At 69.8% G+C, this 25,377-nt stretch carries 21 protein-coding genes; 6 read left to right on the top strand and 15 right to left on the bottom strand.

Annotation, left to right across the window (positions count from 1 at the left end):
* Positions 1 to 6 precede the first annotated feature (6 nt).
* Positions 7 to 1,014: a COX15/CtaA family protein gene (locus AB0N81_RS08435; protein ID WP_365356788.1), complete on the top strand. Its 1,008-nt coding sequence runs from the start codon at positions 7 to 9 to the stop codon at positions 1,012 to 1,014.
* Here AB0N81_RS08435 and AB0N81_RS08430 read toward each other — a convergent pair.
* The 3 genes from AB0N81_RS08430 to AB0N81_RS08420 all read right to left on the bottom strand — a co-directional run bounded on the left by AB0N81_RS08430 (position 994) and on the right by AB0N81_RS08420 (position 3,552).
* On the bottom strand, positions 994 to 2,091 hold the full coding sequence (locus tag AB0N81_RS08430; protein WP_365356786.1) for an amidohydrolase family protein: 1,098 nt from the start codon (positions 2,089 to 2,091) through the stop codon (positions 994 to 996). The two genes, AB0N81_RS08435 and AB0N81_RS08430, sit on opposite strands and share 21 nt — an antisense overlap.
* Positions 2,092 to 2,174: 83 nt before the next feature.
* Positions 2,175 to 2,522, bottom strand: a complete 348-nt coding sequence (locus AB0N81_RS08425) for a hypothetical protein (protein WP_365356785.1) — start codon at positions 2,520 to 2,522, stop codon at positions 2,175 to 2,177.
* Positions 2,523 to 2,598: 76 nt separating this feature from the next.
* Positions 2,599 to 3,552, bottom strand: coding sequence for a heme o synthase (locus tag AB0N81_RS08420; RefSeq protein WP_365357022.1), 954 nt, complete (start codon positions 3,550 to 3,552; stop codon positions 2,599 to 2,601).
* A gap of 417 nt (positions 3,553 to 3,969) precedes the next feature.
* Here AB0N81_RS08420 and tkt point away from each other — a divergent pair, with 417 nt between their 5' ends.
* From tkt to pgl, 5 genes are read left to right on the top strand one after another with little or no spacing between them, the layout of a single operon-like run.
* Entirely contained in the window at positions 3,970 to 6,072 is a 2,103-nt protein-coding gene (tkt, locus tag AB0N81_RS08415) for a transketolase (protein WP_365356783.1), read from the top strand.
* Between the two features lie 34 nt (positions 6,073 to 6,106).
* Positions 6,107 to 7,225 (top strand): transaldolase, encoded by a 1,119-nt coding sequence (gene tal / locus AB0N81_RS08410; protein WP_365356782.1) that lies wholly within the window; start codon positions 6,107 to 6,109, stop codon positions 7,223 to 7,225.
* A 6-nt stretch (positions 7,226 to 7,231) separates the two neighbouring features.
* A complete protein-coding gene (zwf, locus tag AB0N81_RS08405) occupies positions 7,232 to 8,755 on the top strand; it encodes a glucose-6-phosphate dehydrogenase (RefSeq protein WP_365356781.1) in 1,524 nt (507 codons plus the stop codon).
* Positions 8,752 to 9,804, top strand: a complete 1,053-nt coding sequence (opcA, locus tag AB0N81_RS08400) for a glucose-6-phosphate dehydrogenase assembly protein OpcA (protein WP_365356780.1) — start codon at positions 8,752 to 8,754, stop codon at positions 9,802 to 9,804. The genes zwf and opcA overlap by 4 nt, the downstream gene beginning before the upstream one ends.
* On the top strand, positions 9,801 to 10,580 hold the full coding sequence (gene pgl / locus AB0N81_RS08395; protein ID WP_365356779.1) for a 6-phosphogluconolactonase: 780 nt from the start codon (positions 9,801 to 9,803) through the stop codon (positions 10,578 to 10,580). Before opcA ends, pgl begins: the two co-directional genes overlap by 4 nt.
* Before the next feature lie 52 nt (positions 10,581 to 10,632).
* On the opposite strand, the gene AB0N81_RS08390 is transcribed toward pgl, so the two are convergent.
* From AB0N81_RS08390 to uvrC, 12 genes are all read right to left on the bottom strand, one after another.
* Complete coding sequence (locus AB0N81_RS08390; protein WP_365357021.1) at positions 10,633 to 10,896, bottom strand: DUF2087 domain-containing protein; 264 nt, start codon at positions 10,894 to 10,896, stop codon at positions 10,633 to 10,635.
* A 313-nt stretch (positions 10,897 to 11,209) separates the two neighbouring features.
* On the bottom strand, positions 11,210 to 12,862 hold the full coding sequence (pgi, locus tag AB0N81_RS08385) for a glucose-6-phosphate isomerase (protein WP_365356778.1): 1,653 nt from the start codon (positions 12,860 to 12,862) through the stop codon (positions 11,210 to 11,212).
* A gap of 168 nt (positions 12,863 to 13,030) precedes the next feature.
* Complete coding sequence (locus tag AB0N81_RS08380; protein ID WP_329389108.1) at positions 13,031 to 13,366, bottom strand: RNA polymerase-binding protein RbpA; 336 nt, start codon at positions 13,364 to 13,366, stop codon at positions 13,031 to 13,033.
* 159 nt (positions 13,367 to 13,525) lie between these two features.
* Positions 13,526 to 13,756: a preprotein translocase subunit SecG gene (gene secG / locus AB0N81_RS08375; protein ID WP_055702100.1), complete on the bottom strand. Its 231-nt coding sequence runs from the start codon at positions 13,754 to 13,756 to the stop codon at positions 13,526 to 13,528.
* 101 nt (positions 13,757 to 13,857) lie between these two features.
* A complete protein-coding gene (tpiA, locus tag AB0N81_RS08370; RefSeq protein ID WP_365356776.1) occupies positions 13,858 to 14,634 on the bottom strand; it encodes a triose-phosphate isomerase in 777 nt (258 codons plus the stop codon).
* 6 nt (positions 14,635 to 14,640) lie between these two features.
* The gene (locus AB0N81_RS08365) at positions 14,641 to 15,852 is read right to left on the bottom strand and encodes a phosphoglycerate kinase (RefSeq protein ID WP_365356774.1); all 1,212 of its coding nucleotides are present in this window, start codon (positions 15,850 to 15,852) and stop codon (positions 14,641 to 14,643) included.
* Positions 15,853 to 15,958: 106 nt separating this feature from the next.
* Positions 15,959 to 16,969: a type I glyceraldehyde-3-phosphate dehydrogenase gene (gap, locus tag AB0N81_RS08360; protein ID WP_365356773.1), complete on the bottom strand. Its 1,011-nt coding sequence runs from the start codon at positions 16,967 to 16,969 to the stop codon at positions 15,959 to 15,961.
* 189 nt (positions 16,970 to 17,158) lie between these two features.
* Positions 17,159 to 20,119 carry a M14 family zinc carboxypeptidase gene (locus AB0N81_RS08355; RefSeq protein ID WP_365356772.1) on the bottom strand — a complete coding sequence of 987 codons (2,961 nt, stop codon included), beginning with the start codon at positions 20,117 to 20,119 and terminating at the stop codon, positions 17,159 to 17,161.
* 203 nt (positions 20,120 to 20,322) lie between these two features.
* Positions 20,323 to 21,330, bottom strand: coding sequence for a DNA-binding protein WhiA (gene whiA, locus AB0N81_RS08350; protein WP_365356769.1), 1,008 nt, complete (start codon positions 21,328 to 21,330; stop codon positions 20,323 to 20,325).
* Positions 21,321 to 22,343, bottom strand: a complete 1,023-nt coding sequence (gene yvcK / locus AB0N81_RS08345) for a uridine diphosphate-N-acetylglucosamine-binding protein YvcK (RefSeq protein WP_365356768.1) — start codon at positions 22,341 to 22,343, stop codon at positions 21,321 to 21,323. The genes whiA and yvcK overlap by 10 nt, the downstream gene beginning before the upstream one ends.
* A complete protein-coding gene (gene rapZ / locus AB0N81_RS08340) occupies positions 22,340 to 23,275 on the bottom strand; it encodes an RNase adapter RapZ (protein WP_365356767.1) in 936 nt (311 codons plus the stop codon). The genes yvcK and rapZ overlap by 4 nt, the downstream gene beginning before the upstream one ends.
* The gene (gene uvrC, locus AB0N81_RS08335; RefSeq protein ID WP_365356766.1) at positions 23,272 to 25,296 is read right to left on the bottom strand and encodes an excinuclease ABC subunit UvrC; all 2,025 of its coding nucleotides are present in this window, start codon (positions 25,294 to 25,296) and stop codon (positions 23,272 to 23,274) included. The genes rapZ and uvrC overlap by 4 nt, the downstream gene beginning before the upstream one ends.
* Positions 25,297 to 25,377 lie beyond the last annotated feature (81 nt).

Genomic DNA, 25,377 nt, shown 5'->3' with positions numbered 1-25,377 from the left:
CCTACGATGGTGCGCGTGCCAAACGTGACCCGAGCCGACATCGCTCAAGCCGTGCGGAACCCGCTCGCCTTCATCGCCGAGCGCTGGACCCCCTCCCGCCGGACCGTCCAGCAGGCGGCCATGATCTCCCTCGTCATGACGGTGGTCATCGTGGTGACCGGCGGCGCCGTCCGGCTGACCGGTTCGGGCCTCGGATGCCCGACCTGGCCCAAGTGCACGGAGGAGTCCCTGACCGCGACGAGCGAGATGGGCTTCCACGGCGTCATCGAGTTCGGCAACCGCATGCTGACGTACGTGCTGTGCGCGGTGGTCGGCTGGGCGATCATCACGGCCCGCTCGCAGAAGCCGATGCGGCGCAGCCTCACCCTGCTCGGCTGGGCGCAGTTCTGGCTGGTCATGGGCAACGCGGTGCTCGGCGGCATCGTGGTACTCGTCGGGCTCAACCCGTGGACGGTCGCGGCGCACTTCCTGCTCTCCTCCGCCCTGATCGCGGTCGCCGTCACGATGTGGCAGCGGACCCGCGAGGGCGACGCCGAGCCGCGTCCGCTGGTCGGCAAAGCCGTGGTGCAGCTCGTGTGGTGCCTGGTCGCGGCCTCCGTGGTGCTGATCGCCATGGGCACGATCGTGACGGGCTCCGGGCCGCACGCCGGTGACTCCAGCGACGTCCCGAGGATGGGCTTCGACTGGGAGGACGTCAGCAAGCTGCACGCGGTCCTCGCCTGGATCGTGGTGACGCTGACGTTCGCCCTGTGGTTCGTCCTCAAGGCGGTGGATGCGCCGCCGGGCCCGCTGGCCCGCGTCCGCGAGCTGTTCCTGATCCTCCTCGCGCAGGGCGCGATCGGTTACGTCCAGTACGTCACGGACCTGCCGGAGATCCTGGTCGGGCTGCACATGTTCGGCTCGTGCCTGGTGCTGATCTTCGTGATGCGGGTGCTGCTCTCGCTGCGGGAGCGGCCGGTCACGACGGCCGAGGTGCCCGCCCAGGCGGACGACTCACGTCTCTCGGCCGTCTGAGAGTCCGTACACCCGCCGGGCGTTGCCCGCGGCGATCAGCCCGGCGACGCGCTGCGCGTCGGTGAGCGACCAGGCGCCTTCCGCGACCCAGGTGCCGAGCACCCGCCCGAGGGCCTCCCTGAACAGGTGTGCCCCGACGACGTGCAGTTCGGGCAGGCCGTGGGCGCCGCTGGAGAACAGCAGCTTTCCGAAGGGCGCGAGTTCGAGGATCTCGGCGAGCACGGCCGCCGCGCGGGCCCCGGTGCGTACGAGCGCGGGGCCGAGGTCGGCGTACACGTGCGGGAAGACGGCCGCGAGGTGCGCGGCGCTGCGATGGTACGGATAGCCGTGCAGCAGCATCAGATCGGTGCCGAGGCCCGCCGTGGCGCGCGCGAAGTCCCCGAAGTGTGTCTGCGGGTCCCCGGCGCCCGCGTGCAGCTGCAGCGGCCGGCCCGAGGCCACGGCGATCCACAGCAGATGCCGCAGCAGCACCGGGTCCGCGAGCTCCCCGCCCACCTGCCGCCCCGCCAGCCAGCGCTCCACCGCGCCCCGCACCTCGCCGGGGCCCGGCGGTTCGGCGGCGAGGGCGAGCGGGTGCCGTGCGCCCGCGACGGAGGTGAAGGCGACGGCTCCCACGGCGGCGGCGTGCACGGACTCGGCGAGGTTGGCGAGAAACGAGTCGGCGGTGCCGGAGGTGTCCGCGACCTGCTCGGCGAGTAATTCCAGGCGGACGATCTCGCGGGCCTGGGCGTCGCCCGTGGAGGCCATCTCGCCGGGGCCCGTCAGGTCCCCCGGCAGGCCCGTGTCGACCAGGTACGTGGTGATGCCGCTGCCCCGGAGCAGGCGGCGGCCCGATTCCAGGACGCCCAGTTCGCGGCGGCGGGCGAGATAGCGGGCCGGCGGGCAGTGCGGCTCCAGGCCGAGCAGGGGCGGGCACCAGCGGCGCACCGCGAAGCCTGTCTGGGTGTCGAAGAAGGTGGTGCCGGGGGCGGGTGGGCCCTCGCCCCGGCCGAGGTGGGCCTCGAAGGTGCCGAGGCCCAGCTCCGTACGGAGGACGCCATGGCAGTACTGGTCCACCAGGGACGGCGTTTCGATCATCCGGGCTCCCGAGGGTGGACCGTGCTCCTACGGTCCTAACGGGTGCACCGGGTGTCAGGTGTTGCTTTCGGCCGGTCCCGGCCTCAGTCGTTCTTCGGGCCGCCGAGCTGAATGCCCGCCATACGGGTCCATTCGTAGGGGCCGGTCTTCACCTTCGCCGCGAACTCCCCGGCGAAGTCCTCGTGGACGGTGATGCCGGCCTTCTCGACGGCGCTCTGCGCGACGGCGTAGGTGGGCGCCACCAGGTCGCCCCAGCCGCCGTCCCCGCCGACGAGGACGATCCGGGTGCCCTCGTGGCCGATGTACGCGACCTGCCCCTCGGCGCCGCCGTGCGCCTGCGCGAAGGCCCCGATCTCCTTGGCGAGCTTGGCCGCCCGGCGCTCGTCCTTGGCCGCCTGCTTACTGTCGTCCGCCTGCTGCGTGTCTGCCATGGGCAGGATGCTACCGACGAGTAGATCGTCTGGCGACGGGCGGCCGGCGTGGCGTGGGCCACGCGCGACCCAGGCCCTAGCGGAGGAAGGGGTCCACCGCCACCGCGACGAAGAGCAGCGAGACGTACGTGATGGACCAGTGGAAGAGCCGCATCTCCTTGAGCTTGCCGCCCGTGACCTCGGCCTTGGCGCGGCTCTGCAGCCCGTGCGCCTCCCACAGCCAGAAGCCGCCGGTGACCAGCGCGACCGCGGTGTAGAACCAGCCGGTGTAGCCGAGCGGCTGCAGCAGCAGCGAGACGGCGACCATGACCCAGCTGTAGAGGACGATCTGGCGGGCGACCACCTTGTTGGAGGCGATGACCGGCAGCATCGGCACGCCGACGCGGGCGTAGTCCTCCTTGACCTTCATGGAGAGCGGCCAGTAGTGCGGCGGCGTCCAGAAGAACATGACGAGGAAGAGGACGACCGGCGCCCACGACATGGAGTTGGTGACCGAGGACCAGCCGATGAGCACCGGCAGGCAGCCCGCGATGCCGCCCCAGACGATGTTCTGCGAGGTGCGGCGCTTCAGGATCATCGTGTAGACGACCACGTAGAAGAGCAGTGCACCGAGCGAGAGCCACGCCGAGAGCCAGTTGACGGCGAAGCCGAACAGCAGGGTCGAGACGATCGCGAGGGTGATGCCGAAGACGAGGCACTCGCGCGGGCTGACCATGCCGGTCACCAGCGGCCGCTGCGACGTGCGGTCCATGAGGGCGTCGATGTCGCGGTCGATGTACATGTTGAGCGCGTTGGCACCCCCCGCGGAGAGATAGCCGCCCAGGCAGGTCACGAAGACCAGCCAGAGGTCGGGCACTCCTTGTTCGGCGAGGAACATCACCGGAACGGTGGTGATGAGCAGCAGCTCGATGATCCGCGGCTTGGTCAGCGCCACGAACGCCTTGACACGAGCCCCGAACGGCCGATGGCTCGGGCTAAGGTCCGTCCCGGAAACCCCCGCTGGACGGGATTCAACGGCCGTCACGCACACCCCTGACAGAGACATCCCAGCGGGCCGACCAGCACCTTCAGACATGAAGATCCGGTAAAGGCCCGCGCGTACCACGCCACTGTAGACGTTGCCCATACCTCGCCCTTCGCGGGGGTCGGGTCGTGTTGGCCGGGCGGCCGAACGGCGTCCGCGGCGACCGGGGTCGTCACATGAGCGGAACGGGGCGTTCATTGAGCGGACAAATGGGCGATACCGGTGGCCTTTTGAGCGGACATATGAGCGAGCCCATATTCACTTGCCTAATACCTCCGCTTTCCTTTCGAGAGGCGGATCCGCGCATGTCACGGCAGTCTGGAATGACTCGAAAAAATGAGCGTTCTAGCAGCGGTAGGCTCGACATCGGCCGGTGGGATCTACCGCCGGCATTCGACATGTGGAGAGGAGCCCTGACTCAGGGTGAGCACCAAGCCGACCACCACAGACCTCGAGTGGACCGAACTGGACCAGCGGGCCGTTGACACCGCCCGCGTCCTGGCCATGGATTCCGTACAGAAGGTCGGCAACGGCCATCCCGGTACGGCCATGAGCCTCGCGCCCGCCGCGTACACCCTCTTCCAGAAGGTGATGCGCCACGATCCGGCGGACGCGGACTGGACCGGCCGCGACCGGTTCGTCCTCTCTGCGGGCCACTCGTCCCTGACCCTCTACATCCAGCTCTACCTGGCCGGCTACGGCCTGGAGCTGGACGACCTGAAGGCCTTCCGCACCTGGGGCTCGAAGACCCCGGGCCACCCGGAGTACGGCCACACGGTCGGCGTGGAGACGACCACGGGCCCGCTGGGCCAGGGCGTCGCCAACGCCGTGGGCATGGCGATGGCCGCCCGCTACGAGCGCGGTCTGTTCGACCCGGAGGCGGCCGACGGCTCGTCCCCGTTCGACCACTTCATCTACGCCATCGCCGGTGACGGCTGCCTCCAGGAGGGCATCTCCGGAGAGGCCTCGTCGCTGGCCGGGCACCAGAAGCTCGGCAACCTGGTCCTGCTGTGGGACGACAACCACATCTCGATCGAGGGCGACACCGAGACCGCGGTCTCCGAGGACACCCTCAAGCGGTACGAGGCGTACGGCTGGCACGTCCAGCGTGTGGCGCCCAAGGAGAACGGCGACCTCGACCCGGCCGCCCTCTACGCCGCGATCCAGGCCGCCAAGGCCGAGACCGAGCGCCCCTCCTTCATCGCGATGCGCTCGATCATCGCCTGGCCCGCCCCGAACGCGCAGAACACCGAGGCCGCGCACGGCTCGGCGCTGGGCGACGAGGAAGTGGCCGCCACCAAGCGCGTCCTGGACTTCGACCCCGAGAAGACCTTCGAGGTCTCCGACGAGGTTCTCGCGCACACCCGCAAGGCCCTGGACCGCGGCGCCGAGGCGAAGAAGCAGTGGGAGAAGGGCTTCGCCGAGTGGCGTTCCGCCAACTCCGAGCGCGCCGCCGAGTTCGACCGCGTCGCCAAGGGCGAGCTGCCCGAGGCCTGGGAGGAGAAGCTCCCGGAGTTCGAGACCGGCAAGGCGGTCGCCACGCGCGCCGCGTCCGGCAAGATCCTCCAGGCGCTCGGCGCGGTGATCCCCGAGCTGTGGGGCGGCTCCGCCGACCTCGCGGGCTCGAACAACACGACGATCGACAAGACGTCGTCGTTCCTGCCCACGGGCAACCCGCTGCCCGGCGCCGACCCGTACGGCCGCACGATCCACTACGGCATCCGCGAGCACTCCATGGCCGCGGAGATGAACGGCATCGCGCTGCACGGCAACACCCGCATCTACGGCGGCACCTTCCTGGTGTTCTCCGACTACATGCGCAACGCCGTGCGCCTGTCCGCGCTGATGCACCTGCCGGTGACGTACGTGTGGACGCACGACTCCATCGGCCTCGGCGAGGACGGCCCGACCCACCAGCCGGTCGAGCACCTGGCCTCGCTGCGCGCCATCCCGGGCCTGAACGTCGTGCGCCCGGCCGACGCGAACGAGACCGCCATCGCGTGGCGCGAGATCCTCAAGCGCTACACCAAGGAGTTCGGCAAGGGTGCCCCGCACGGCCTCGCGCTGACCCGTCAGGGCGTGCCGACGTACGAGCGCAACGAGGACGCCGCCAAGGGTGGCTACGTCCTGTTCGAGGCCGAAGGGCCCAACGGGAAGAGCACAGCGCCGGAGGTCATCCTCATCGGCACCGGCTCCGAGGTCCAGCTCGCCGTCGAGGCGCGCGAGCAGCTCCAGGCCGCCGGTGTTCCGACGCGCGTCGTCTCGATGCCGTCGGTCGAGTGGTTCGAGGAGCAGGACCAGGGGTACCGGGACTCGGTGCTGCCGCCCTCGGTGAAGGCGCGCGTGGCGGTCGAGGCGGGCATCGGCCTGACCTGGCACCGCTTCGTGGGCGACGCGGGCCGCATCGTCTCGCTGGAGCACTTCGGTGCTTCCGCGGACGCCAAGGTGCTGTTCCGCGAGTTCGGTTTCACCGCCGACGCGGTGGCCGAGGCGGCCCGGGAATCGATCGCAGCCGCTCAGCGCTGACGCCCATATACGACCAAGTAGGAGATGTAATTCCATGACAGACGCACTCAAGCGCCTTTCAGAAGAAGGCGTCGCGATCTGGCTGGACGACCTGTCGCGCAAGCGGATCACGTCCGGCAACCTCGCCGAACTGATCGACCAGCAGCACGTCGTGGGCGTCACCACCAACCCCTCGATCTTCCAGAAGGCCATCTCGCAGGGCGACGGTTACGACCAGCAGCTCTCGGACCTCGCCGCTCGCGAGGTCACCGTCGAGGAAGCCATCCGGATGATCACGACGGCGGACGTCCGTGACGCCGCCGACATCCTGCGACCGGTCTTCGACGCGACGGGCGGCCAGGACGGCCGCGTGTCCATCGAGGTCGACCCGCGCCTGGCGCACAACACCAAGGCCACGACGGCCGAGGCCAAGCAGCTCGCGTGGCTGGTGGACCGGCCGAACGCGCTCATCAAGATCCCGGCCACCGAGGCGGGCATCCCGGCGATCACCGAGGTCATCGGCCTCGGCATCAGCGTCAACGTCACGCTGATCTTCTCGCTGGAGCGCTACCGCATGGTCATGGACGCCTACCTCGCCGGCCTGGAGAAGGCCAAGGAGCGCGGCCTGGACCTCTCCAAGATCCACTCGGTGGCGTCCTTCTTCGTGTCCCGCGTGGACACCGAGATCGACAAGCGCCTGGACGGCATCGGCACGGACGAGGCCAAGTCCCTCAAGGGCAAGGCCGCGCTCGCCAACGCCCGCCTCGCCTACGAGGCGTACGAGGAGGTCTTCTCCTCGGACCGCTGGGCCGCGCTCGACAAGGCGCAGGCCAACAAGCAGCGTCCGCTGTGGGCCTCGACCGGCGTCAAGGACCCCGCGTACAAGGACACCCTGTACGTCGACGAGCTCGTCGCGCCCAACACGGTGAACACGATGCCCGAGGCGACCCTGGAAGCCACCGGCGACCACGGGAAGATCACCGGCAACACCATCGCGGGCACCTACGACCAGGCGCGCGCCGAGATCGCCGCCGTGGAGAAGCTCGGCATCTCGTACGACGAGGTCGTGCAGCTGCTCGAGGAAGAGGGCGTCGAGAAGTTCGAGGCGTCCTGGACCGACCTGCTCAAGTCGACTGAGGCCGAGCTCAAGCGCCTCGCTCCCGCGAAGGGCTGACCCACTTTGTCAAGCAGCAATCCGCTGCGTGACGCCGCAGACCGACGGCTCCCGCGTATCGCGGGGCCGTCGGGCCTGGTCATCTTTGGCGTCACGGGCGATTTGTCCCGTAAAAAGCTGATGCCTGCTGTCTACGACCTCGCCAACCGAGGCCTGTTGCCGCCGGGCTTTTCCCTGATTGGTTTCGCCCGCCGCGACTGGGAGGACGAGGACTTCGCCCAGGTCGTCCACGACGCGGTCAAGGAGCACTCCCGCACGCCGTTCCGCGAGGAGGTCTGGCAGCAGCTCATCCAGGGCATGCGCTTCGTCCAGGGCAACTTCGACGACGACGACGCCTTCGAGCAGCTCAAGGCCACCATCCAGGAGCTCGACAAGGCGCAGGGGACGGGCGGCAACTTCGCCTTCTACCTCTCCGTGCCCCCGAAGTTCTTCCCGCAGGTCGTCCAGCAGCTGAAGAAGCACGAGCTCGCGGACGCCCCGGAGGGCTGCTGGCGCCGTGCGGTCATCGAGAAGCCGTTCGGACACGACCTGGCGTCGGCGCAGGAGCTGAACGCGATCGTGCACGAGGTGTTCGACCCGGACCAGGTGTTCCGGATCGACCACTACCTCGGCAAGGAGACCGTCCAGAACATCCTGGCGCTCCGCTTCGCCAACCAGATGTTCGAGCCGATCTGGAACCGGTCGTACGTCGACCACGTCCAGATCACGATGGCCGAGGACATCGGCATCGGCGGCCGCGCCGGCTACTACGACGGCATCGGCGCCGCCCGCGACGTCATCCAGAACCACCTGCTCCAGCTGATGGCGCTGACCGCGATGGAGGAGCCCGCCTCCTTCGAGGCGGACGCGCTGGTCGCCGAGAAGGCGAAGGTCCTCGGCGCCGTCCGGCTCCCGAAGGACCTCGGCAGGAACACGGTCCGCGGCCAGTACGCCGCGGGCTGGCAGGGCGGCGAGAAGGCCGTCGGCTACCTCCAGGAAGACGGCATCGACGCCAAGTCGAAGACCGACACCTACGCCGCGATCAAGCTGGAGGTGGACAACCGCCGCTGGGCGGGCGTGCCCTTCTACCTGCGCACCGGCAAGCGCCTGGGCCGCCGCGTCACGGAGATCGCGGTCGTCTTCCAGCGCGCGCCCCACTCCCCCTTCGACCACACCGCCACCGAGGAGCTCGGGCAGAACGCGATCGTCATCCGCGTCCAGCCCGACGAGGGCATCACGGTCCGGTTCGGCTCCAAGGTGCCCGGCACCTCCATGGAGATCCGGGACGTCTCGATGGACTTCGCGTACGGCGAGTCCTTCACCGAGTCCAGCCCGGAGGCGTACGAGCGTCTGATCCTGGACGTCCTGCTCGGCGACGCCAACCTCTTCCCCCGCACGGAGGAGGTCGAGCTCTCCTGGAACATCCTCGACCCGATCGAGGAGTACTGGGACAAGCACGGCAAGCCCGCGCAGTACCCGGCCGGCACCTGGGGCCCGACCGAGGCGGACGAAATGCTCGCACGAGACGGACGGAGCTGGCGTCGGCCATGAAGATCGACCTAACGGACACCACGTCCAGCAAGATCAACAAGGCGCTGGTGCAGGGCCGCCGCGCGATCGGCACCCCGGCCGTCGGCATGGTCCTGACCCTCGTCATCGTCACCGACGAGGAGAACGCCTACGACTCCCTGAGGGCCGCCAACGACGCGTCCCGCGAGCACCCCTCGCGCACCCTCGTGGTCATCAAGCGGGCCGCCCGCTCGCCCCGTGACCGCACCACCTCGCGCCTCGACGCCGAGGTACGGGTCGGCGTGGAGGCGGGCACCGGCGAGACGGTGGTCCTGCGGCTGTACGGCGAGGTCATCGACCACGCCCAGTCGGTCGTGCTGCCGCTGCTGCTCCCCGACGCCCCCGTGGTCGTCTGGTGGCCGGTGAACGCCCCGAGCGACGCGGCCAACGACCCGCTAGGCGCCCTGGCGCAGCGCCGCGTCACGGACTCGTACACGGCTGAGGATCCGATCCAGGAGCTGACCGCCCGCGCCGAGTCCTACCACCCCGGCAGCACCGACCTGGCCTGGACCCGCATCACCCCGTGGCGCTCCATGCTCGCCGCGGCCCTGGACCAGATCGCCTGCAAGGTGCAGTCGGTGCAGGTGGACGGCGAGGAGTTCAACCCGAGCGTCGAGCTGCTCGCCATGTGGCTCGCGGACCGGCTCGACGTCCCGGTGAAGCGGGCGCTGTCGCCCGGCCCCGGCCTGACCGGTGTGCGCATGGAGACCGACTGCGGTCCCATCGTGCTCGACCGGGCCGACGGCTCGCTCGCGACGCTCCACATCGAGGGCCAGCCCAACCGGGCCGTGGCGCTCAAGCGCCGCGAGACGGCGGAGCTGATCGCGGAGGAGCTGCGGCGCCTCGACCCGGACGACACCTACGCGTCCGCGCTCAAGTACGGCGTGGACCGGCTGGCGCAGACGCCCACCGAGCGGGTGACCGAGACGGCCGATGAGGCTCCCCGGGGTTCCGGTGACTCCGTGGCGGCTCCCGAGCCGAAGAAGGCTCCGGCGAAGAAGGCCGCGGCGAAGAAGGCGGCCGCGAAGTGAGCGCGGCCCCGCAGCTCGTCGTCCACCGCGACAAGGAGCTGATGGCGCAGGCCGCGGCGGCCCGCCTCATCACGAAGGTCGTCGACGCGCAGGCCGCCCGCGGCCACGCGTCGGTGGTCCTCACCGGCGGCCGCAACGGCAACGGCCTGCTGGCCGCGCTGGGTTCGTCCCCGGCGAAGGACGCCATCGACTGGTCGCGCCTCGACCTGTGGTGGGGCGACGAGCGCTTCCTGCCGGACGGCGACCCGGAGCGCAACTACACCCAGGCCAAGGAGGCGCTGCTCGACTCGGTGCCGCTCAACCCGGCCCGGGTGCATCCGATGCCCGCGTCGGACGGTCCGTACGAGGTGGACGCGGCGGCGGAGGTCTACGCCGCCGAACTCGCCGCCGCCGCGGGCCCGGAGGACCACGGCCCGGTGCCGACCTTCGACGTACTGATGCTCGGCGTCGGCCCGGACACGCATGTCGCGTCGCTCTTCCCTGAGCTGCCCGCGGTGCGTGAGACGGAGCGCTCGGTGGTCGGTGTGCACGGCGCGCCGAAGCCCCCGCCGACCCGTATCTCGCTCACGCTCCCGGCGATCCGGGCGGCCCGCGAGGTGTGGCTCCTCGCGGCGGGCGAGGACAAGGCGAACGCCGCGGCGATCGCCCTGTCCGGCGCCGGCGAGGTGCAGGCCCCGGCGGCGGGTGCCTACGGCCGCTCGCGCACGCTGTGGCTGATGGACGCCGCGGCGGCCTCCCAGCTCCCTCCGGAGCTGTATCCGCCTGCGGTGGCGTAGCCGCTTCCCGTCGTACGTGTATGAGGGCCCCGCACCAGCCGGTGCGGGGCCCTCAGGCGTCTGCGAGGACGCGGCGGTAGCTGCTGCCGTCCTGCTCACGGACGAGGAGGCCGTCGGTGACGCAGTACCTCCGCAGCGCCGCGGTGTCGTGGTGGACGGTGCGGAACGCGTCGTTGATCTCACGTTCGCTGTAGACGCGGCCGGTGTCGAAGAGCGTGTCCGTGAGGTGGACGAGGAGTTCGTGGCGTACGACCGGGCGTACGGGAATGGCCGTGAGGCGGCCGTGCGCGAAGAAGCCGGTGAGGCGGCGGGGCACGCCGGGGTGTGTGTCCCCGGGGAGGGGCGAGCGCCGGAAGACGGCCGGGTCGGCCCGCAGCGACCCGTCGGGCCGCCGCTCCACGAGTCCCGCGGCGAGGAGGCGTCCCAGGTGCCTGCGCGCGACGGCGGAGTCGGCCTCGCGCGGCGGCAGGTCGTCGAGGACGATGCGCGCGTACAGCCTGAGTCTCTCGGGGTCGGCGAGCGCGGCGAGCAGCTGGTCCATGACGGGGTTCCCTCCCGGCGGGTGACAGAGCCGAAGCAGTGTCACCCGCCGGTCGGGGCACCCGCATCCGATTAACTCCGACGCGCCATCAACGGCCGCGCAGATCCCGGTACTTGGCGACCAGCGCGGTCGTCGACCCGTCCAGGTCCGGCACCTCGGCGCCCTCGGTCAGCGCCGGCTCGACGCGCTTGGCGAGGACCTTGCCGAGCTCGACGCCCCACTGGTCGAAGGAGTCGATGTTCCACACGGCGCCCTGTACGAACACCTTGTGTTCGTAGAGCGCGATGAGCTGGCCGAGGACCGAGGGCGTCAGCTCCTTGGCGAGGATCGTCGTCGTCGGGTGGTTGCCCTTGAACGTCTTGTGCGGGACGAGCTCCTCCGCGACGCCCTCGGCACGGACCTCGTCGGGCGTCTTGCCGAAGGCCAACGCCTGGGTCTGCGCGAAGAAGTTGGCCATCAGCAGGTCGTGCTGGCCGACCAGGCCGGGGAGCAGGTCGGCGACCGGCTCGGCGAAGCCGATGAAGTCCGCCGGGATCAACTTCGTGCCCTGGTGGATCAGTTGATAGTAGGCGTGCTGGCCGTTGGTGCCGGGCGTGCCCCAGACGACCGGGCCCGTCTGCCAGTTGACTTCCTTGCCGTCCCGGTCGACGTACTTTCCATTGGACTCCATGTCCAGCTGCTGGAGGTACGCGGTGAACTTGGAGAGGTAGTGCGAGTACGGCAGGACCGCGTGCGACTGGGCGTCGTGGAAGTTGCCGTACCAGATGCCCAACAGGCCCATCAGCAGCGGCACGTTGGACTCGGCGGGCGCGGTGCGGAAGTGCTCGTCGACGAGGTGGAAGCCGTCGAGCATCTCGCGGAAGCGGTCGGGCCCGATGGCGATCATCAGAGAGAGACCGATCGCGGAGTCGTACGAGTAGCGGCCGCCGACCCAGTCCCAGAACTCGAACATGTTGGCCGTGTCGATGCCGAACTCCGACACCTTCTCGGCGTTCGTCGACAGGGCCACGAAGTGCTTGGCGACGGCGTCCTGGCCGGCCTTCAGCTCGGTCAGCAGCCAGTCGCGCGCGGACGTGGCGTTCGTGATCGTCTCGATGGTGGTGAACGTCTTCGAGGCGATGACGAACAGCGTCTCCGCCGCGTCCAGGTCCCGCACGGCCTCGTGCAGGTCCGCGCCGTCCACGTTCGACACGAAGCGGACCGTGAGGCCGCGGTCGGTGAAGGAGCGCAGCGCCTCGTACGCCATCGCGGGGCCGAGGTCGGAGCCGCCGATGCCGATGTTGACGACGTTCTTGATGGGCTTGCCGGTGTGCCCGGTCCACTCGCCGGAGCGGACCTTCTGGGAGAAGGCGCTCATCTTGTCGAGGACGGCGTGCACGGCGGGCACGACGTTCTCGCCGTCGACCTCGATGACGGCGTCCCGCGGCGCGCGCAGCGCGGTGTGGAGGACCGCGCGGTCCTCGGTGGTGTTGATCTTCTCGCCGCGGAACATGGCGTCCCGCAGGCCGAAGACGTCGGTCGCGGCGGCGAGCTCGCGCAGCAGCGTCAGCGTCTCGGCGGTGACGAGGTGCTTGGAATAGTCGATGTGCAGGTCGCCGACCTGGAGGGTGTACGCCGTGCCGCGCGCCGGGTCCGCGGCGAACAGCTCTCGCAGCTGCACCTCCCCCAGCCGCTCACGGTGCTTGGCGAGCGCCGTCCACTCGGGAGTCTGATCGAGCCTGGCGCGGCTTTCTGCGTTCATCTCGGACTTCAGCCTTCTCTCGTACGCACGTACGTCCATTGCCCCGCTGCACCTTCCAACCTAATCGATCAGAGAGCGGGATGAGATGTCCGAAACTGTCTGTCCGCACACGTGCCGGGAGAAAGAAACCGGCCGGGCACCTTTCGGTGTCCGGCCGGTTCTCAAGTACTAGATCTCGCCCCGCAGTTTGGCGAGCGCCTCCGCGAGGATCGCCTCGCCGTCCGCGTCGCTGCGCCGCTCCCGCACGTACGCCAGGTGCGTCTTGTACGGCTCGGTGCGCGGCGGGTCCGGCGGGTTGTCCCGGTCCTGACCTGCTGGGAAGCCGCAGCGGGGACAGTCCCACGTGTCGGGGATCTGCGCGTCGCTGGCGAAGCTGGGCTGAGTCTCGTGCCCGTTGGAGCACCAGAAGGAGATGCGCGCTCGCGGCGCGGACTCACCGCGCTCGGCCTCGCCCATCGGCCCCGCCCCGACCCGACTTCCTCGGATCGCGTTGCCACTTGCCACGGTCGTAACTCCCTGCGTGATGGTGCTGCTGCGGGCGCCTCAGTTTACGTAAGGCCCAACGCGCGTCCAGTGTCGGGAGTTACACCCCTCCCCCGGACGCAAGCCCCATGATAAGCCGCGCACGCGGGCCTGCACCGGACAAGCGAGCAGCGGGCGGCGCTAGTTGTTCGCCTTCATCAGCAGGCCGAGCGCGACAATGCAGGCGAACCAGAGCAGACCGACCACGACCGTGATGCGGTCGAGGTTGCGCTCCGCGACGGAGGAGCCGCCGACGGACGACTGCATGCCGCCACCGAACATGTCGGAGAGACCGCCGCCCTTGCCCTTGTGCATCAGCACCAGCAGCATCATCAGCAGGCTGAAGACGATCAGGGCGATCGAGAACCCCATAACCACGGCTGGACCAACTTCCTCGGATCTGAAACGACGACGGGGGCCGAAGGCAGGCTTCGGCCCCCGTCAGGGTACGACGTAACGCCGCTAGCGCATACTCACTGGTCGCCGAAGCGAACGATCTTGACGAACTCGTCGGAGTCCAGCGCGGCGCCGCCCACCAGGGCGCCGTCCACGTCGGGCTGCGCCATGATGTCGGCGACGTTCTTCGCCTTGACGGAGCCGCCGTACTGGATGCGGACCTTGTCGGCGAGCTCCTGCGAGTACAGCTCGGCGAGGCGGCGGCGGATCGCGCCGCAGACCTCCTGCGCGTCCTCGGGGGTCGCGACCTCGCCGGTGCCGATCGCCCAGACCGGCTCGTAGGCGATCACGATGGACTCGGCCTGCTCGGCCGGGACGTCCTTCAGGCCGCCGTCGAGCTGGTTCAGCGTGTACTGGACCTGCTGGCCGGCCTTGCGGATGTCCAGGCCCTCGCCGACGCAGAGGATCGGGGTCAGGCCGTGCTTGTACGCGGCCTTCACCTTGGCGTTGCAGATCTGGTCGGTCTCGTTGTGGTACTGGCGGCGCTCGGAGTGGCCCACGGCGACGTAGGTGCACTTCAGCTTGGCCAGCATCGGGCCCGAGATCTCGCCGGTGTAGGCACCGGAGTCCTGCGCCGAGATGTCCTGGGCGCCGTACTTGATCTTGAGCTTGTCGCCGTCGACGAGGGTCTGCACGGACCGCAGGTCGGTGAAGGGGGGCAGGACGGCGACCTCGCAGGCCTCGTAGTCCTTGTCCGCCAGGGCGAAGGCGAGCTTCTGGACGTGGGCGATGGCCTCGAGGTGGTTGAGGTTCATCTTCCAGTTGCCCGCCATCAGCGGGGTGCGCGTTGTCATCAGGTGTCAGTTCTCCAGTGCCGCGAGGCCGGGGAGCGTCTTGCCCTCGAGGTATTCGAGGGAGGCGCCGCCACCGGTGGAAATGTGGCCGAATGCGTTCTCGTCGAAGCCCAGCGTCCGCACGGCGGCGGCGCTGTCGCCACCGCCGACGACCGTGAAGGCCGGGGAGTCGAGGAGCGCCTGGGCGACCGCCTTGGTGCCCTCGGCGTAGTCGGGGTGCTCGAAGACGCCCATCGGGCCGTTCCAGAAGACGGTGGCCGCGTCGGAGAGCTTCGAGGCGTAGAGCTTACGGGTCTCGGGGCCGATGTCGAGACCCTCCTGGTCGGCCGGGATGGCGTCCGCGGCGACCGTCGTGGGGTTGGCCGGTGCCTTGGTCTTCAGGTCCGGGAACTCCGGCGAGACCAACACGTCGACGGGGAGGACGAACTCGACGCCCTTGGCCTCGGCGCGCTCCATGTACTTCTTGACCTCGGGGATCTGGTCCTCCTGGAGGAGGGAGATGCCGACCTCGTGGCCCTGCGCCTTGAGGAAGGTGTAGGCCATGCCGCCGCCGATGAGGATGCGGTCGGCCTTCTCCAGGAGGTGGTCGATCACGCCGAGCTTGTCGGAGACCTTGGCGCCGCCGAGGACCACGGCGTAGGGCCGCTTGACGTCGTCGGTGAGCTTCTTCAGGACGCCGACCTCGGCGGCGATGAGGTAGCCGGCGTAGTGCGGCAGGCGGGCCGGCAGGTCGAAGACCGAGGCGTGCTTGCGGTGCACGGCGCCGAAGCCGTCGCCCACGTAGACGTCCGCGAGAGCGGCGAGCTGGTCGGCGAACTGCCCGCGCTCGGCGTCGTCCTTGCTGGTCTCGCCCGCGTTGAAGCGGAGGTTCTCGATGACGGCGACCTGGCCCGGCTGGAGGCCGTCCACCGCGTCGTGCGCGGCCGGGCCGACGGTGTCCTGCGCGAACGCGACGGACCCGCCCAGGAGTTCACCGAGCCGCTCGGCGGCCGGCAGCAGCGAGAAGGCCGGGTCCGGGGCACCCTTGGGGCGACCCAGGTGCGAGGCCACGACGACCTTGGCGCCCGCGTCGGCGAGGGCCTTGACCGTCGGCAGGACGGCGCGGATGCGGCCGTCGTCGGTGATGGTGCCGTCGGCGAGCGGCACATTGAGGTCGGCGCGGACGAAGACCCGCTTGCCTTCGACCCCTTCGGCGAGAAGTTCGTCGATCGTCTTCACTACTGGACTCCTTGGGAGGGCTGACGCTGACGTGCAACAGGGCCCGTCCGGCGCATCATCGCGCGGGACGAACCCTGTGCTCACATCGAGGTGCCTGCTCTGGTGATCAGAGCTGACCGCCGACGAAGACCGTGAGGTCGACGAGACGGTTGGAGTAACCCCACTCGTTGTCGTACCAGCCGAGGATCTTCACCGACTTGCCGTCCTGGACCATCGTCATGGACGAGTCGAAGGTGCAGGAGGCCGGGTCGCTGACGATGTCGGACGACACGATCGGGTCCTCGGTGTAGAAGAGGTAGCCCTTCAGGTCGCCGTCGTCGGCGGCCTTCTTGAACGCGGCGTTGACCTCGTCCTTGGTGACCTCGCGGGAGACCTCGACGACCAGGTCGGTGGCCGAACCGGTCGGGACCGGGACGCGCATCGCGATGCCGTCGAGCTTGCCCTTGAGCTGCGGCAGGACCAGGGCGGTGGCCTTGGCGGCGCCCGTCGTGGTCGGGATGATGTTCTCGGCGGCGGCGCGGGCGCGGCGCAGGTCCGAGTGCGGGAAGTCCAGGATGCGCTGGTCGTTCGTGTACGCGTGGACCGTCGTCATCAGGCCCTTGACGATGCCGAAGTTCTCGTCGAGAACCTTGGCCATCGGCGCCACGCAGTTGGTGGTGCAGGAGGCGTTGGAGATGACGTGGTGGTTGGCCGCGTCGTACTTGTCCTGGTTGACGCCCATCACGATGGTGATGTCCTCGTCCTTGGCCGGAGCCGAGATGAGGACCTTCTTCGCGCCACCGGCGATGTGCTTCTCGGCGTCGGCCTTCTTGGTGAAGATGCCGGTCGACTCGATCACGATGTCGACGCCCAGCTGACCCCACGGAATGTCGGCGGGGTTGCGCTCGGACAGCACCTTGATGGTGCGGCCGTCGACCGTGATGGTGTCCTCGGTGTGCGACACCTCGGCCTTGAGGCGGCCCAGGATGGTGTCGTACTTCAGAAGGTGTGCGGTGGTCGCGGTGTCACCCAGGTCGTTGACAGCCACGATCTCGATGTCCGCACCCTGCTCCAGCAGCGCGCGGAAGTAGTTGCGACCGATGCGGCCAAAGCCGTTGATGCCTACGCGGATCGTCACGAAACCGATCTCCTCGTTGGTACGCCGGTTTTAGACGCCGGCGAGTTGTATGGGATGTCCCCGACCGCCTCCGACCCTACCTCTCTGAAGCCTCTGAGGTGACATCGAGAGGGGCCGTAAGCGGCACAAAGGCCCGTACCCCGGAGTAGGGGTACGGGCCACCGGGACCTTGGTCCCGATTACGCACTGTCAGCTGCGCAGATGTGCCAGGGAGGCGCCCATAAGAGCGGCCCTCCCGGCCTTTCCGGGCACATGCTCGAACCCGAAGCCGAGGAGCACGCTGTCACGCGCTGTGACCGCCGCGAAGGAGCGGTAGAGCTCGCCGCTCCGCGCCCAGTCGCCTGTGATATTGGGGCTTCCGGCCGGGGCCGGCGCGGCGGTCCAGGAGCCGAGCGAGGACTCGAAGCCCTCGGTCTGAGTGGCGGTGCCGCCGACGACCAGTTGAGCGTTGTCCGCGAAGAGGCCGCGGCCGCCGCTGGAGGGGTCGGTGACGGAGCTGAGCGACACCTCTACCTTCTTGCCCGCGTAGGCGCTCAGGTCGAAGGCGACCGGCTTCCAGCCGCCGGAGGAACCGGTGAAGCTGTTCCATGAGCCGCTGGTGCCGGAGGCGGTGCAGGTGTCCGCGCCCACCGTCAGGTAGTGGCGCAGGAACGGGTGGCTGTTGACGAAGAACCCGGCCGCGCACTCGGCGGGGACGGTGGCGGACGAGTTGCCGTTCTTGTCGGGCAGCGTGGTCCAGTCGTCGGCGCCCGCGGTGTGCGCTTCGAGCAGCCCGTGGTCGTAGCCGGGCTCCAGGTTCCAGTTGAGCGCGAACCGCAGCTCCGGCGCGTCGGCGGCCGAGACGCCGGTCAGGTCGATGGTGCGGGTGAGCCGCTTCCAGTCCTGGTCGGCGTGGGTGGCCGAGGCCATGCCCTGGCCCTCGAAGGGCGCGTACGGGTTGGTGAGGCCGGGGTAGGAGCCCGCGGCCGCGCTCTTGAACTGCGGGAACTCCTTGGGCGGCAGGCTGTCGGAGGTGACGGTGAAGCGTCCTGCCTTGTCGAGCGGGTTGGCGTCGGCGGCGGCGAGCGGGGTGCTCACGCCGTCGAGGGCTCCGCTGCCCTTGAAGGCGGTGGCGCCGGGTGCGGAGAGACGTTCGTACGCGCCGAGGTAGTACTGCGCGAAGTCGTCGGTGAGGGCCTCGCCGAGGTCGACGTTGCCGCCGGTGCGCTCGCCGGACTCGATGAGCTTGCCGCCCTCGTTGAGGTACTCGCGCAGGGCGAGTTGGGTGGGTGCGCCGGGGACGGGGTCACCGGTGTAGTGGACGACGGCTGAGAAGTGGGACAGGACGCCGAGGGCGTGCGGGGCGCCCTGCTTCGCGACGTCCCAGACGGCGGCGTTACGGCCGTTGGCCTTGATGGCGTCCACGTACTTCTGTGTCTGGGTGGCCGTCGCGCCCTCCTCGGCGACGACGAGCGTGTTCGCCTTGGGGCGTTCGGCGACGGTGTAGGTGAAGTGCTCGCTCTGGGTGCGGCCCTTCTTCGTGCGTCCGGTGAACCACACCTCGACCTTGTCGCCCGCGCGCGCGTCCTCGATCTGTGCGCGGTACTCGTCGAAGTGGAGGTTGTCCTCGCCGCCGTAGGTCTCGCCGCCCTTCCATGCCTCGAGGCTCTCGTCGTGCGTGCGGCCGCCGTTGACGCGGTACTTGAGCTCCTTGTCGCGCACCGACTTGCGGGCGGTGACGGCGACCTCCTGGTCGCCTCCGCGGGCGTAGGAGGTGGTGAAGGAGTCAGGGGTGAAGTCCGGGGCCTCGATGCCGCTGACGGACACCGGCTGGTCGGGGTGGAGTGCGGTCTCGGCGACGGCGAGCGCGAAGGGGACGTTCTTGGCGAACTCCTGCTGGATCAGCTTCTCGTCGTCCGGGAAGGTGAAGATGGAGGCGCAGTCCTGGGGCTTCCACGCGTCATCGGGGTCCACGTTCGACGCGGTCTGGCAGGTGGACATCTCCGGGGTGAACATCGAGATGCCGTTGATGTTGCCCGCGTGCCCGTCGGCCTCGCCGTTGGTGGTGTAGAGCTCGGAGGAGACCTGCGGGTGGTAGCCGGGGACGGCGGGCTTCTCCGGGGTGCCGTTCAGCGCCCGGTAGAGCACGTCGTCCGGGGTCGGCGTGGCGACCTGCCAGCCCACTCCGTAGAGGAGCAGTTCGGCCGCGGAGTGGTAGTTGATGCCGTACGTGAAGCCGATGCGCTTCTGGAAGCGGTCGAGTGCCTTGGTCTCGGGCTCGGACATCGGGCCCGTACCGCGGTAGGTCTCGGAGGACGGCTCCGGGGACGAGCCCTCGTTGTCGTAACCCCACTTGTAGGCGAAGTTGCGGTTGAGGTCGACGCCGTCGCCCGGCGCGGTCTTCCCGTCGCCGTCGATGTCGCGCAGGTTCTTGCGCCACTGGCGGTTGCCGTCGGCGGCGTGTGTGTAGTCGTAGCCGTCGGGGTTGGCGGAGAGCACGAACCACAGCTCGGTGGAGTTCACGAGCTTGGTGATGCGCTTGTCCTTGCCGTAGTTGTCCAAGTAGTGGTGCATGAGGCGGCGGGTCATCTCGGGGGTGATCCACTCGCGCGCGTGCTGGTTGGACATGTAGAGCGTCGACGGCTTGGAGCCGTCCTTCGCCTTCTTGGCGTTCTTGGAGATCTTCAGGGCGAGGATGTCCTTGCCCTGGAGGGTCTTGCCGATGGAGACGACCTTGGTGATGCCGGGGTTCGCCTGCCCGGTCCTGACGATCTCCTCCTGGAGGCCGCCCTTTCCGCTGTACGGCCGGTAGACGCCGTCCCCCGCGGCCTCGATCCGCTTCTGCGCCGCCTTGGACACCTTGTGCTCGCTGAGCTCGATGCCCTTGCGCTCTACGGCCTCGGCCTGGCCCTCGGTCAGATACAGCTCGACACGGCCGGCGCCGTTCCCGGATATCTGCCCGGCGAGTTCGTGGGCGTCCTGCCCGGCCTCGACGAGGATCGGGATCTGCTTCTTGGTGACCTCGGCCTGGTAGACGTTGACGGCCGCCGGGTCGTCGGCGGCCGGGGCATTCGCGGGCCCGTCGGCCTGGGCGTGCGGGGCGGTGACAAGTCCGCCGATGAGCAGTGCGCTCACTGCGAGAACCGATCTCGCGCTCGCTCTTCGTCTCATGAGCCCCCCTTGCGGTTGTCCGGCACAGATGTGCCGGATGCCAGGCTCGTGACAGTGCATGATCATGTCAATACGCTGGGTGAAGACGTGCGGGACGGGCATGCCGAAGCCGCCGGCGCCCGGTGGGGCGGCGGCGGCTCAGGAGACGTGCGACAGGAGGCGTACGGCAGGAGACGTACGGCAGGAGACGTGCGGGACGGGCGTCAGACCGCCATGTTCTCCTCCGCGAGCATGTTGTCCGCGATCTCCTCCGTGAGGTTGGACTCCGTGCCCGGGATGCCCAGGTCCTGGGCCCGCTTGTCGGCCATGGCGAGCAGCCGCCGGATGCGGCCCGCGACGGCGTCCTTCGTCAGCGGCGGGTCGGCGAGCGCGCCCAGCTCCTCCAGGGACGCCTGCTTGTGCTCCATGCGCAGCCGTCCGGCGGCCGCGAGGTGCTCAGGGACCTCGTCGGCGAGGATCTCCAGGGCGCGCTGCACCCGGGCGCCGGCGGCGACGGCCGCGCGCGCAGAGCGGCGCAGGTTCGCGTCGTCGAAGTTGGCCAGGCGGTTGGCGGTGGCGCGCACCTCGCGCCGCATCCGCCGCTCCTCCCAGGCCAGGACCGACTCGTGCGCCCCGAGGCGGGTGAGCAGCGCGCCGATCGCGTCACCGTCGCGTACGACCACGCGGTCCACGCCCCGCACCTCACGGGCCTTGCTCGCGATCTGCAGCCGGCGTGCGGCGCCGACCAGCGCGAGCGCGGCCTCCGGGCCCGGGCAGGTCACCTCCAGGGAGGAGGAGCGGCCGGGCTCGGTGAGCGAGCCGTGCGCGAGGAAAGCTCCGCGCCACGCCGCCTCGGCGTCGCAGGTGGCCCCCGAGACCACCTGCGGCGGCAGACCCCTGATGGGACGGCCGCGGCCGTCCACGAGGCCCGTCTGACGGGCCAGCTGATCGCCGCCCGCGACCACCCGTACGACGTAACGCGAGCCGCGCCGCAGGCCGCCGGGGGCCATCACGATCAGCTCCGAGCTGTGCCCGAAGATCTCCAGGATGTCCCGCTTGAGCCGCCGGGCGGCCATCGCGGTGTCCAGCTCCGCCTCGATCACGATGCGGCCGCTCACCAGGTGAAGGCCGCCCGCGAACCGCAGGATCGCCGATACCTCTGCTTTTCTGCAGCAGGTCCGGGTGACGGGGAGCCGGGAGATCTCGTCCTTCACCGCTGCCGTCATCGCCATGGGCCGATCCTTCCATGCATCCGAAAAATACGGTCGTACGCGGCTGCCAGGAGCTCCGCATCGTGCCTCGGAGTTCCGTCGGGCCGGGCCACCGGCGCCAGCTCGACCGTGGCGCCGAGCCGCTTGGCGGCATCGGTGAGTGACTCACGGTCGGGCACGGCGGCCTCGTCGGCCAGCACCACGTCCAGGGCGAGTTTAGGGGCGTGTCGGGCCAAAACCTCCAAATGACGCTGCGGAGAGAACCCATCGGTTTCTCCCGGTTGCGGAGCGAGGTTGAGCGAGAGGACCTTCCGGGCCTTCGTCCCGGTCAGCGCGTCGAGCAGTTCCGGCACCAGGAGGTGCGGGATCACCGAGGAGAACCAGGAGCCGGGGCCGAGCACCACCCAGTCCGCGTCGAGGACGGCGGCGACCGCCTCGGGGACGGCCGGCGGGTCGTGCGGGACGACGTGCACGGACTGGACCTCGCCGGGCGTGAGCGCGACCGTGGCCTGCCCCCGCACCGTGTCCACGTCGTCCGGGCGGTCCGGGTCGTGGCCCTTGACCAGAGCCTGGAGCTCCAGCGGGACGGCCGACATCGGCAGGACGCGGCCCTGCGCGCCGAGGAGGCGGCCGACCAGGTCCAGGGCCTGCACGTGGTCGCCGAGCTGCTCCCACAGGGCGACGATCAGCAGATTGCCCACCGCGTGCTCGTGCAGGTCGCCCTTGGACTGGAAGCGGTGCTGGATGACGCGGGACCAGGTCTGGCCCCAGTCGTCGTCGCCGCAGAGCGCGGCCAGGGCCTTGCGCAGGTCGCCGGGCGGCAGCACGCCCAGCTCGTCGCGGAGCCGGCCACTGGAGCCGCCGTCGTCGGCGACCGTGACGACGGCGGTGAGGTCTCCGGCTCCGATGATGCGGCGCAGCGCGGCGAGCGAGGCGGACAGGCCCATGCCCCCGCCGAGCGCGACCACCTTCGGCTGGGTGCCCCGCTTGCGGCCCAGTCGGCTCAGGCGGACGGTCCGGCGGGTCGGCTTCACTCGCGCCCCATGTCCCGGTGGACGAGCACGGTCTCCACGCCCTCGGACGCCAGGCGCGCCGCGAGCTTCTCGGACATGGCGACGGAGCGGTGCTTGCCGCCCGTGCAGCCGACCGCGATCGTCACGTACCGCTTGCCCTCGCGGCGGTAGCCCGCGGCGATGAGCTGGAGCAGTTCCGCGTACCGGTCGAGGAACTCCTTGGCGCCGGGCTGGTTGAAGACGTACGCGGCGACCTCCTCGTTCTGGCCGGTGTACTGGCGCAGTTCGGGGACCCAGTGCGGGTTGGGCAGGAAGCGCATGTCCACGACGAGGTCGGCGTCGACCGGCAGGCCGTACTTGAAGCCGAAGGACATGACGGTGGCCCGCAGCTCGGGCTCCTCCTCGCCCGCGAACGAGGCGTCCATCTTGGCGCGCAACTCGTGCACGTTCAGGCTGGAGGTGTCGATGACCAGGTCGGCGTCGCCGCGCAGCTCGCGCAGGAGGTCGCGCTCGGCCGCGATGCCGTCGACGATGCGGCCGTCGCCCTGGAGCGGGTGCGGGCGGCGGACCGACTCGAAGCGGCGGACCAGGGCCTCGTCCGAGGACTCCAGGAAGACGATCCGCCGCGTGACGTTCTTCGACTCCAGCTCGGCGAGGGACTCGCGGAGGTTGTCGAAGAAGCGCCGGCCGCGCACGTCGACGACGACCGCGATGCGGGCGACGTTGCCCTGCGAGCGGGCGCCGAGCTCCACCATGGTGGGGATCAGCGCGGGCGGCAGGTTGTCGACCACGAACCAGCCGAGGTCCTCCAGGCACTTGGCCGCCGTGCTGCGCCCGGCGCCCGACATCCCGGAGATGATCACCAGCTCCGGGATCGCGGCGTCAGGGACTCCTGGCGTCTCGATGGGCGTGCCCGCAGTCACTTGCTCTCCACCTTCGTCGTGCTCGCTCATGTTTCCTGCCCCCGTCGTTCCTCCGAGGGGCCCGCGGTCACGGGCTCCTCCTCTTCCATGATCTCTCCGGTCGCCGTGTTCACGGCGGGGCCGGAGGGTACCGCCCCGGCGAGGGCGGCCAGGACGGCCTCGGCCGTCTTGCGGCCCACCCCGGGGACCTCGCAGATCTGGTCGATTGTCGCGGATCGAAGTCTCTTCACCGAACCGAAGTGCTTGATCAGCGTCTGCTTGCGTGCGTCTCCGAGGCCCGGCACGTCGTCCAGAGGGCCCGCCCGGAAGCGCTTGGCGCGCTTGGTGCGCTGGTAGGTGATGGCGAAGCGGTGGGCTTCGTCACGGACGCGCTGGAGGAGGTAGAGCCCCTCGCTGGTGCGCGGCAGGATGATCGGGTCGTCCTCGTCGGGGACCCAGACCTCCTCCAGGCGCTTGGCGAGGCCGCACACCGCGATGTCGTCGATGCCGAGCTCGTCCAGGGCTCTCTTGGCGGCCGCGACCTGCGGCTGCCCGCCGTCCACGACGACGAGCTGCGGAGGGTACGCGAACCGCTTGGGCCTTCCGTCCTCCTCGGTGGGGCCGAGGTCCGCGATCTCGCCGGTCTCCTCGTCCACCCACTCCCCCGTCTTCTCCTTCTCCGCGATGTAGCGCTTGAAGCGGCGCGTGATCACCTCATGCATGGAGCGGACGTCGTCCTGGCCCTCGAAGCCCTTGATCTGGAAGCGGCGGTACTCGCTCTTCCTGGCGAGGCCGTCCTCGAAGACGACCATCGACGCCACGACGTCGTCGCCCTGGAGGTGCGAGATGTCGTAGCACTCGACGCGCAGGGGCGCGCTGTCCAGCTCCAGGGCGGCGGCGATCTCCTCCAGGGCGCGCGAGCGTGTGGTGAGGTCGGAGGCGCGCTTGGTCTTGTGCAGGACGAGGGACTGCTGCGCGTTTCGCGCGACGGTCTCCATGAGGGCCTTCTTGTCGCCGCGCTGCGGGATGCGCAGCGAGACGTTCGCACCGCGGCGCTCCGTCAGCCACTCCTGGACCGGCTCTATGGGGTCGGGCAGCGCCGGGACGAGCACCTCCTTGGGCACGGCGTCGCCGCTCTCCTCGCCGTACAGCTGCTGGAGGGCGTGTTCGACGAGGTCGCCGCTGGTGACCGCCTCCACCTTGTCGGTGACCCAGCCGCGCTGTCCGCGCACACGGCCGCCGCGGACGTGGAAGATCTGCACGGCGGCTTCGAGCTCGTCCTCGGCGAGGGCGATCAGGTCGGCGTCCGTGGCGTCCGCGAGGACGACGGCGCTCTTCTCCATCGCCTTCCTCAGGGCCTCGATGTCGTCGCGCAGGCGGGCCGCCCGCTCGTACTCCATCTCCTCGGCCGCGTCCGCCATCTGCCGCTCCAGGCGGCGGATGTACGTACCCGTACGGCCCGCCATGAAGTCGCAGAAGTCCTCGGCGAGTTCGCGGTGGACCTCGGGTGTGACGCGCTCCACACAGGGCGCCGAGCACTTGCCGATGTAGCCGAGGAGGCAGGGGCGGCCGGTGCGGGTGGCGTTCTTGAAGACGCCCGCGGAACACGTGCGCACCGGGAAGGCGCGCAGGAGGAGGTCGACGGTGTCGCGGATCGCCCACGCGTGGCCGTAGGGCCCGAAGTAGCGGACGCCCTTCTTCTTGGCGCCGCGCATGACCTGCACGCGCGGGAACTGCTCGTTCATCGTCACCGCGAGGTACGGATAGCTCTTGTCGTCGCGGTACTTGACGTTGAACCGGGGGTCGAACTCCTTGATCCAGGAGTACTCCAGCTGGAGCGCCTCGACCTCGTTGTTGACGACGGTCCACTCCACGGAGGCGGCCGTCGTCACCATCGAGCGGGTGCGCGGGTGCAGCCCGGCCAGGTCCTGGAAGTAACTGGCCAGGCGCTGGCGCAGGCTCTTGGCCTTCCCGACGTAGATCACCCGGCGGTGCTCGTCGCGGAATTTGTAGACCCCCGGGGCGTCGGGGATCTGTCCCGGCTTGGGGCGGTAGCTGGAAGGGTCGGCCATGTCGGACAGCCTACTGGCGGGCGCTGACAGCGCGGCTCGGCGTCCGCGTCACCCGGCGCGCACGGTGTTCACGTCACCCGG

The sequence above is a fragment of the Streptomyces sp. NPDC093510 genome (genome assembly GCF_040683555.1).
GTDB lineage: Bacteria > Actinomycetota > Actinomycetes > Streptomycetales > Streptomycetaceae > Streptomyces.
Note: the sequence above shows the minus strand (reverse complement) of the source record. Positions and strands in the feature narration are given on the sequence as shown.